Here is a 9,817-nt window from a genome sequence, read left to right on the forward strand (position 1 = left end):
GCTAACAAAAATGATAACTACCATGAAACTGTTAAAAAGATTTTTGCTAAATACAATTAACCTCTAATTACAACTTGGTGCGTCGTGACAGAAACTTGTTATTTTTTACAATCTCGTCGTGGGGTTGAAGCAGTAATTACTTTTATTAATGCCATGTCTCAGGGATCATTTGTAGACAAAACTAATAATAAGTTTTTATACTTATTACTAAATAACTTCTTTCTATGTTATCTTTTTTTTCACACATAACTATTGGTCAACAGTTAAGGAGAAAATTATGGGTACTAGGGAAGCGTCTTTTTTATTAGGTATCTCTCGTCAACGTTTATTAGTTTTACTCGCTCAAGGTAGAGTCAAAGGAGCTGAAAAAAAAGGCAGATTCTGGGAAATTCCAGTTTCTGAGAGTGGAATGCCTAGAATAATTCCGGCTCGGCGCGGTCCGAAAGGTATCTGGCACCATCGGGAAACCACTGTACCTCAAATGATTCACGTTAATCAAAAGAAGATTATAAGTAATAAGGGTAAGGCTCCAGAGAAATTAGAACCAGTAGTGTCACTCAAGCACAACGAGCGCAACTATTATGGTTATGACTTATATATTTCAGGTCCTTGCCAAATCGTCTATCGACCTTATAATCCGGCAAAATGTGGCGCTCATCTGTGGATTAATACTTATCATCCAGTGCAATTTATAGATAGTCAATTTAATCTTGATCCAGCCACTGCAAGGCAAGCCTACAAACACATTAAGAGGTAGTTTAGTTTCAAAGGCAGGCTCCTTCGTCACAAAAAAATATTTATTCGCTCTGAGTAGCTTAACTGACAATAACCTCAGCCTTTTTTCAGTGAACAGTTATCAGTTATCAGTTATCAGCCTTTTTTCAGTGAGCAGTTATCAGTTATCAGTTATCAGCTTTTTCAGTTATCAGCCTTTTCAGTTTTTTTGATGATGGAAAATAAGATTTTGCTAATCTCATCTGCATCCTGATGGATACTTTCAAAAGCTTTTTCTTCAATATAGTTAGTATCTTTTAGAAGAGATAACCAATACTTTGTTTCTAAGGCTTCTTTATAAGCTATAGACATTTTTGCCCTAAAGTCAGCTTGAGATATTCCTGCTTCATAAAACTGATACAAAGCGTCACATAAAGTTACGAATTGATGTTTACTTCCTGCTTCCACCGGAACTGTCGGCAGCACTCCGTCCACAGGCATCAACGGTCAAGCCGACCGCATTTCTTAAATTAATTGAGGCATTCAAGTCTCGGTCAATGGATAGACCACATTCTGGGCAGTCATAAGTTCTGATGTTCAGAGGCATATCCTGTACATGACCACAACTAGAGCAAGTCTTAGAAGATGGAAAAAATCTATCTGCTACTACTAATTCACAGCCGTACCATTGACACTTGTATTCAAGTTGTCTTCTAAACTCGTAAAATCCTTGGTCGGCTATTGATTTAGCTAGTTTATGGTTGGCTAACATTCCAGATACATTTAGGTCTTCTATCACGACAATGCCGTGGTTCTTGGCTAGATATGTTGTCAGTTTATTAAGTGCATCTTTGCGGATGTTAGCTACTCGTCTATGCAGCCTAGCTATCTTTATTTGTGCTTTTGTCCAGTGAGCAGAACCAACTCTTTTTTTACGATTTAGGTATTGCAGTCGAGATAACTTAGCTTCAAACCTCTGATACGATTTTACGCTTGTCATAACTTTCCCATCACTTAAAGTTGCTAAGGTTTTTACTCCTAAATCTACACCTACGACATTAGTTGTTTTGGGTGTGGGAGTAGGAGTAAATTCAAAAGCTAAACTTAAGTACCAATCACCAGCTTGTCTGCTGATAGTTATTTTTTGAGTTGTAGCTTCAATTGGTTCATAAGTTTTTACAATACCAACAAAAGGTAATTTATGATTCCATCCATTTAATTCTATGGGTTTTCCACAATTATCAATTGTGAAAGAATCAGACTTACCTTTCTTCTTAAACCGCGGGCGTTTACCCAATCCTTGAAAAAACCTCTTAAATGCTTCACCCAAGTTAATAAAAGCATATTGATAAACTTTAGATGACAAGTTTTTCATCCAAGGATAAAGTGGTTTAGTATGGTTAGTAAACACTTCTCTGAGTTTACGAGCATTAGGCTTATAACCGTCCTTATAAGCAGCATTCCACAGACTCAAGCCCCAGTTGTAGCACCACCGTGAATAGCCAGCGTGTTGAGCCATCAGAGTTTTCTGTTTATTATTAAGCTTCAGCTTTGTTCTAATGGATTTCATTTATGGGTAAGTGCAGCCTGTCTAAAAGTATGCTTAAATATGAATTATATCGTTATTCTCTGATTAAGTCAATGCTCCATTTGTTTCTGCTATATCTGATCCAATAGAAGTAGCACTTCTTAACAGTTGTTTAGATAATACATATTCCTTTTTTTCCTCTGTCAAGTATTTATAAGCTTTGACTACTCTAATAGCAAATTGATCGGCTTTTTGATAAACAATACTGTTATTTATATCCATAAACTTCTGAAAAAGCTAATAACTGAGAACTAAAATATGATAACTGACAACTGTTCACTGAAAAAGCTGATAACTGATAACTGATAACTGTTCACTGAAAAGGCTGATAACTGATTATTCTGCTTCTCACTCTTCAATTGTTAACCCTTCAATTCGGCTAAATTCTCTTAAGTTATGAGTCACTAATATTAAATTATTTGCCAAGGCAATAGAGGCAATTAAAATATCATTTGAACTAATAGGCGTTCCAGCTTTAGCTAAATCAGCCCTAATTTTACCATAAATTTCAGCACACAAATCATTAAAGGGCAAAGATACAAACTGCGATATAAAGGATTTTTGCAGATTGAAACTTACAGTATATTTATCATATCACTGATTTATATCCACAAGTTTAAGTCCTGATAACTAATAACTGAAAAGAGTAACAACTGATAACTGTTAACTGAAAAAGCTGATAACTGATAACTGATAACTGATTATAAAGCTCCAACTAAATCATCATCCATCTCGTCACAAATTCCTTGGTTATCTTCTACTAAATCAAGCTCGGCACAAGTACCATATAAATTAAGTATTCCCTGAGAATGAAGCATATTATTTTGTTTGAAAAATTCCATAAGTTCGGCATAAGAGAAAAAATTGAGCAGTTCTTTTAGTTCATCAAAATCAATTAATCCTTCTCGAAAAGCGTCTAGTACAAGATTAGCAATTATCTTTTGTTGCAAATTCTCCCATTTACCTCCAACTTTTTCCGTTAACTTATCTGGTAAATTAATTTTAATTTGCATGATTTATAAATTTCTAACTCTACATTTAACATTTTTTTTTGAGATTCAAATCATCCGTGTATCCGTGGCAAAATCCGTGTCTTGCCACTCTGAAAAAAAAGTTTCCGCTTTGCGGGAGGAAAAAGAGAAAAGAAGAAGAGGGAAAAGAGGAAAAGAATAAAGGGGAAGAATCCTAGGAACGCAAGGCAGAAACCACCGGAGAAGACGAGACGATCCGAAAACCCCTAAAGAAGTAGAGGCTGTCGGCATCGTTATAGTTGCGCCAGGCACTCCGGCAACCCCTAGAACTGTAGTTCCAGCCACCGCCACGGAGCAGTCTTCTATTACTATCACCTCCAGTTTCCCAAGCACTTCCATCAGTAGGCGCACCATTATAGTTACTGTGCCAAACATCCTGACACCATTCCAAGACATTTCCGTGCATATCGTACAAACCAAAAGCATTGGGAGGAAAAATTCCCACATCTGTTGTTTCTTTTCGATATATTCCTTTTGGTGCATCAGCATAGGGAGAATTACCATCATAGTTAACTAACTCAGACGTTATGGTTTCGCCAAAATAAAATGGTGTGGTTGTTCCTGCACGGGCGCGCATATTCCCACTGACTCTCACTAGGTAAACTATATTTTTTACCCGTTATTTCTGAAAGTTTCTGACAAAACTCTGTCGCATCGTTCCAACTTACCCTTTCTACAGGGCGACTTGCACCTTTAAAGTAAGAAGGATTATTTCCCATAACTGCTTCCCACTGTGCTTGAGTGACTGGATACTTCCCCATCAAAAATTCTGGCACATCTACATAATGTTGCGGACTTTCCCAATCATTTCTCCCTGCTTCTGTCTCTGGAGACCCCATGAGAAATCTACCTCCAGGAATTTTTACCATTTCTAGGGAGACTCCACCATCAAAGTTTTCTATCATTACTTCTGCTTGACCTTGACGGCGATTAATTATTTCTCCTTTTCCATTAACTGTGACTCTCTCAAATTTATGAGTCGAAGTCGAAGTAAATAAGTATTTTTTTTGAAGTAAAAACCTACGCAACAATTTAGCTGCCACAAACCCACCTCCTGCCAAACCTCCCAATATCAAGATTCGTCTTCTGGTTTGATCAAACTGGGGTGGAGTTTTAGATACAGACGAAACTGCTGGTACTGGTGTTGGTTGTGAACCAACTAGCGCTTTTGTTTTTGGAATAGATGGAATAGTTGGTGCTATTGTCGGAACTGGAGTCGGAACGGATGTTGGTTGTGGAGCAACTAAAATATTTAACGCCTCTAATACCTCCATCGCATTTTTATAACGCTCTCGAAAATACTCCTGCACCATCTTATCCAATATATCTGCCAAATAATTACTTACCCTTGCCTCGTGCCGCCAGATAATATTGTCTGTATCTTGGTCTGTAGGTAAATCTTTAGGTTCCTTCCCTGTCAGTGCTTTTATTCCTACCATTCCCACTGCATAGATATCGCTACTCAGTTTCGGTCTGCCATTACTTTGTTCGCTAGGCATATATCCAGGAGTTCCCACTGTTACAGTTAAAGTAGTTGCACCTGGTTGGTGAGCAGTAGTTAATACACTTATTTCTTTGACCGCCCCAAAATCTATCAAAACTATTTTGTTATCCGACTTACGGCGCATCAAATTTTGTGGTTTAATGTCTCGGTGAATAATATTTTTTTGATGAGCTACTGTTAATCCTTCTAAAATTCCCGTGAGTAAAGTAATAGTGTAAGACTCGCTTAATTTTTTGCCGTCCGTCAGTTCCTTACTAATATCGTGCCCTTCAATATATTCTTGTACTAAGTAAAATTCCGTTCCTTCCTGGAAATGAGCAAATAATTTTGGTATTTGGTCTGAATCTCTACCTAACTCGTATAATGCCTCCGCTTCCCTCTCAAACAACTTGAGGGCAATAGGAAAAACTGTTGGGTCTGAGGTTTTAGGTTTGAGATGTTTAACAACACATTTAGGATTTCTTGGTAAATCTAAATCTTCAGCCAAGTAGGTATCCCCGAACCCTCCACTGCCAAGAGTTTTAATAATTTTGTAATGGTTTCTCAGGATTGTTCCAGGCCGCATTTTTTCAGTTATCAGTTACAGCAGATTTCAAGCAAATGAAGTACAGGGTAAATGGTAAAAATATTTGAGTGCGGGCATCTTGCCCGCGATGGGACCTCATAACAACGGAAAGCGCTGTATCAGTTATCAGTTATCAGCACCGAAGTATTTAGGGTTTACCGATCTAATCTCAAATAATTAATTACCAGATAAAGATTTTAGCCTTTTTAGGTGTTGAAAAAGTACATGGTTTTCAGCTCTTCATGCTCAAAAAGTTAGCATTTTTAGCGCATAGTTGGGCAAAAAAATTCTCCCCTACTCCCCCTACTTCCCTACTCCTTAAAAAAGACTTTTTTCAGCAAACCCTATTTAGATAGACGGTGCGTTACATTTCATTAACACACCCTACTTTTTCAGTTATCAGTTAACAGTTATCAGTTATCAGTTACAGCAGATTTCAAGCAAATGAAGTACAGGGTAAATGGTAAAAATATTTGAGTGCGGGCATCTTGCCCGCGATGGGTGTACCTCATAACAACGGAAAACGCTGTATCAGTTATCAACACCGAAGTATTTGGGATAGGCGGTGCGTTACATTTCATTAACGCACCCTACTAAACCAACTAAATTCACCAATGCCGATAATTAATATCGATAAGGATGAGTAGGGGTAGAAAACTCATCATCATCAAAAGCAACGCTACCACCACCCACTGCAACTAAGTCAATTTGCTGGCGATAATAATCAACACTTTTGACTTGTACTTCTACCATATCACCCAGTCGATACTGGTTACGATTTTTGCGCCCCACAAGAGTTTGTTGTCGGGAGCGATATTCATACCAATCATCTTTGAGAGAGGATACATGAACTAAACCTTCTACTCTGAAACTTTCTACTGACTCAGAGGAAATTTCAATTTCTACGAAGAAACCGTAAGACTGCACCCCTGTAATCAAACCTTGGAAAGTTTGCCCTGTGCGTTCCTTCATTAATCCAGTTTTAATCAATCCCTCCAGGTCTTCTTGAGCATCCTGTGCTACATTTTCTCGTTCTGTTAAATGTACAACTACTGATGTTAGTTGTGCTTCCAGCTCTTGCTGTATTTCTGGAGGTAAAACATTCCAGGTAATTTTGCCATGACAAGAAGAGTGACCGAGTTCCACACCCTCTTTGGAACGACTCGAACGGCGATCGCGTCCTTCATTAAATACGGTATGTAGGACTCGTGAAATCAGCAGGTCAGAATATCTGGAAACTGGTGATGTACAATGGACATAACCATGTTGCAATGCTAGTCCAAAATGTGGTTGAGCTATGGTACTGTAAATAGCTGGTTTCAAAGTATCTTCAAGCAAGTATGCCAGCACTCTTTCTGATTTTTGTGCAGTAAATTCTTCAATAAATGCTTGATAGTCAGCAGGTTGCACGTCTTCTTCATCTTCCAGATATAACTCAGCTCCAAGATTAGTAGCTAATTTAATAAATTCTTGAATGTCTCCTGGATCTGGAGTGTTTTGCACTCGATAAATTGCTGGTACTCCCAGTGCAGTTAAGTGACTTGCTATTGCTTGGTTTGCTAGGACGATTAATTCTGCTACCATGGATCTAGCTGGGAATAGTTCGGGAACGATCATTGCTCCCAATTCTCCCTCATCATTGTAATAGCTTTTTTCATCTGGTAAATTTAGGTCGAAACCACCTCTTCGTAATCTTGCATTACGGACTGCTTGACTGACGTTGTTGAGTTTATTAATTGTACTCTCTATTTGTTCTGAGGGCAGATTAACTAATTCCTCTGTGTTGCCATTGATGATTTGTTTCGTCTGTTCATAGCTAAGATGAGCATCTACCTCGATCACACTAGGTTCAATTTCAAACTCAACTATTTGACCATTTTTATTGACTGTAATTAGGATAGATATTGCTAGTCTATCTTTTTCTGGTAGTAAAGAACAGTAATCACTTGATACAATCTTTGGCACTATGGGAATTACTGTATCTCGCAGGTATATGCTGATACTTCGCTTACGAGCTTCCTTGTCTAGTTGTGATTCTGGCTTAATAAAGTATGCTACATCAGCAATATGAATTCCTACTCGCCAATAACCGGAGGAAGTGGTTTCTATACTCAGAGCATGGTTAATGTCTTTCTTATTGGCACTTCCAAAGGAAACTGTCAGCAGTTCGCGCAAGTCTAATCTATTTTTTTGATCGGCCTTGGTGGAGTGCTTCACTAATGACTCAGCTTCTGCGATCGCTGCATCAGAAAAAGACCTGGGCAAGTCATGTTTGCAACATACTATATCCATATCGTCTGCTGCTTCTGCATCTGAACCTAGAATTTGAACGACTTTTCCTATGGGACGTTTTTCTCCCAGGGGATAGCGCAATACTTCGACATGGACTAGGTGATCGATAGCATTCGCTAGGTCAGAATTTTCTGGTATTAAGTCTATTTCAAATAGTAAGCGATCGTCTAGGGGAACTGCCCGATAATAGGGTTCCCCATTATGTCCATTTATTTGTTTGATTCTGGCTAACAAGGAGGGGTTAGCACGTTCTAAGATTAATTTTACTTCTCCTTCTGGACTCCTGCGACGACTGCCTTCTTTGATGATTTTGACTAAGACGCGATCGCTATTCCAGGCATTACTCAGGTGACTTTCCCGAATATAAATATCTTCAGTTCCTTCTGAGTCTTGTATGGCGAAGCAAAATCCTTTACTGGAGCAGCGCAGTTTTGCTTCAACAACAGATTCTTCAAGCAGTCGTCGATAACGACCTTTATCTTTGGCTAAAACTCCTATTTTTTCTAGAGCATCCAAAGCAATTTGTAATTTATTTATACTTTGGTTGTCTTGACAGTCTAGTTTTTTCTCCACTGCTTTAGGAGCGACTAACTTGTCTTCACTAAAATTTGCTAGGAGTGTAGCGATGGAAAATTTCATGCAGCGTTTTATCCTTTTTTTTTATCGGTTCAGCTATCTTAATAAATTAGTCTGCCTTGACTGTCTCACCTTGATAGTTGTAAATTAGCTTTCCCTAGTTAAATGCTTAATGGCCCTCTTAAGCTAATTTTGGCAAGACATTTACTGAGTAGAGTTATTTCATCGTAGACAAAACCGCCCAGCTATCTAGTATTTACCATTATCTTTGCTACTTTTTGTGAATGTATTAGGATAAATGGCTTGTACTTTTTTGTCTTCACCCTAGTTTATGGAAAACTTATTTTTTGGTGATTCAGGTTTATGGACGTGCGACTAATTTAATCGTTTGTTTATTCTATAAGAAAAGGTACCAACTTTGGACTGTATTGTTTGTCAAGTAGCTAATCCCATAGCTTTCCGGACATTCAGATATGCTGATTGGGCACGCTGTCCTGGTTGATCTGCCAATTGTCAAGTTACCCATAAGTTCAGCTATCAATCATAACACTATTCATTGAATATTGATCGGGATTAGTTGCTTTTTAGGATAATTAAGCTAGGTGGAGCTATTTTTCCTGGTGGAGTTAGTCAGAAGAATCTTTAGACAAAGAAGAGTTTGCTAAAGATATGCTTCATCCCTCAGAGCTAATTTTATTTAAATTATTATTTTGGCAAAGATAATTTTCGCCAAGGAAAATTCAGATGTTTTCAGATAAGTGATATTATGTCCGTTTAATAGCGATTTGGAAAAACTGCTCATATCACTTCAAGGGCAAATCTCTCTATATTTCCCTATCACCTCATTTTTAAGTATTCAACTAGACATATAATAGCGACACTCCCAAACAAATTTTTTATTTGAGTGTCACTAACTCTTGTGAAATTATCATACAAATTCAGATTAATAACACAGATTTATAATTTTTCCTTGTTTTTTGTTTCCTAACTTCATCAGTAATTTATTAAAACAGGATTTAGAGCATTATAATCTTCGATTTAACTATGAGAGTATCAATGAAATGGCTCTGAATTTTGAGCAAATGTACTAAACTGGACTTTTAACTCGATCTAGGTTTCACTAAGTAGACAATTATGTTAGAACGTTTTCGAGCTTGTTATCCCACAGGTTGCTTAATCTCTGAGTTAATTACTATTCACAATGGTAAATATGTGGTTCGTGTCCTAGTGCAGGTCAATGGTCAAACTTTGGCTAGTGGACTAGCGGCAGCTGATACTGTGGAGTTGGCAGAAGACCAAGCTAGAAAGCGATCGCTTGCCATTCTTCCACTCGATCAATCTATTTTTACACCTCAAACTTCTGTTCAAATTTATCCTCCTCAATCTGTTAGTCCTCCTCAATCTGTTAGTATTTCGGTACCACAAACTGACACTTATATCAACACTTCTTTAGAAAAAGAAATAGAGGAAGTACCAGCAGCTATATCGAATTTAGATGCTGAGGAGGTTGCTGATAGTTCAACTACTTCGTCTTTAGATGCTGAGGA

7 protein-coding genes and 2 pseudogenes are annotated in these 9,817 nt (G+C 37.8%); 2 read left to right on the forward strand and 7 right to left on the reverse strand.

Annotated elements, in window-relative coordinates; translation table 11 throughout:
• The first annotated feature begins 277 nt into the window (after window positions 1–277).
• Window positions 278–757, forward strand: coding sequence for a hypothetical protein (locus tag AC3DU7_RS03680; RefSeq protein ID WP_488038010.1), 480 nt, complete (start codon window positions 278–280; stop codon window positions 755–757).
• Window positions 758–918: 161 nt separating this feature from the next.
• On the opposite strand, the gene AC3DU7_RS03685 is transcribed toward AC3DU7_RS03680, so the two are convergent.
• The 7 genes and pseudogenes from AC3DU7_RS03685 to AC3DU7_RS03715 all read right to left on the reverse strand — a co-directional run bounded on the left by AC3DU7_RS03685 (window position 919) and on the right by AC3DU7_RS03715 (window position 8,333).
• Complete coding sequence (locus AC3DU7_RS03685; RefSeq protein ID WP_488038011.1) at window positions 919–1,182, reverse strand: four helix bundle protein; 264 nt, start codon at window positions 1,180–1,182, stop codon at window positions 919–921.
• The gene (locus tag AC3DU7_RS03690) at window positions 1,166–2,284 is read right to left on the reverse strand and encodes an RNA-guided endonuclease InsQ/TnpB family protein (RefSeq protein WP_488038012.1); all 1,119 of its coding nucleotides are present in this window, start codon (window positions 2,282–2,284) and stop codon (window positions 1,166–1,168) included. Before AC3DU7_RS03690 ends, AC3DU7_RS03685 begins: the two co-directional genes overlap by 17 nt.
• Before the next feature lie 63 nt (window positions 2,285–2,347).
• Window positions 2,348–2,524, reverse strand: a complete 177-nt coding sequence (locus tag AC3DU7_RS03695; protein ID WP_488038013.1) for a four helix bundle protein — start codon at window positions 2,522–2,524, stop codon at window positions 2,348–2,350.
• Window positions 2,525–2,650: 126 nt separating this feature from the next.
• The gene (locus AC3DU7_RS03700) at window positions 2,651–2,836 is read right to left on the reverse strand and encodes a type II toxin-antitoxin system VapC family toxin (RefSeq protein WP_488038014.1); all 186 of its coding nucleotides are present in this window, start codon (window positions 2,834–2,836) and stop codon (window positions 2,651–2,653) included.
• 167 nt (window positions 2,837–3,003) lie between these two features.
• Window positions 3,004–3,315 carry a UPF0175 family protein gene (locus AC3DU7_RS03705; protein ID WP_488038015.1) on the reverse strand — a complete coding sequence of 104 codons (312 nt, stop codon included), beginning with the start codon at window positions 3,313–3,315 and terminating at the stop codon, window positions 3,004–3,006.
• Window positions 3,316–3,487: 172 nt separating this feature from the next.
• Window positions 3,488–5,402, reverse strand: a pseudogene (locus tag AC3DU7_RS03710) (SUMF1/EgtB/PvdO family nonheme iron enzyme).
• A gap of 624 nt (window positions 5,403–6,026) precedes the next feature.
• Entirely contained in the window at window positions 6,027–8,333 is a 2,307-nt protein-coding gene (locus tag AC3DU7_RS03715; RefSeq protein WP_488038016.1) for a ribonuclease R family protein, read from the reverse strand.
• A gap of 1,071 nt (window positions 8,334–9,404) precedes the next feature.
• Between AC3DU7_RS03715 and AC3DU7_RS03720 the strand changes: the two are divergent.
• Window positions 9,405–9,817 (forward strand): annotated as a pseudogene (locus AC3DU7_RS03720) (hypothetical protein); the annotation flags it as partial.

The organism is Okeania sp., from assembly GCF_983059655.1.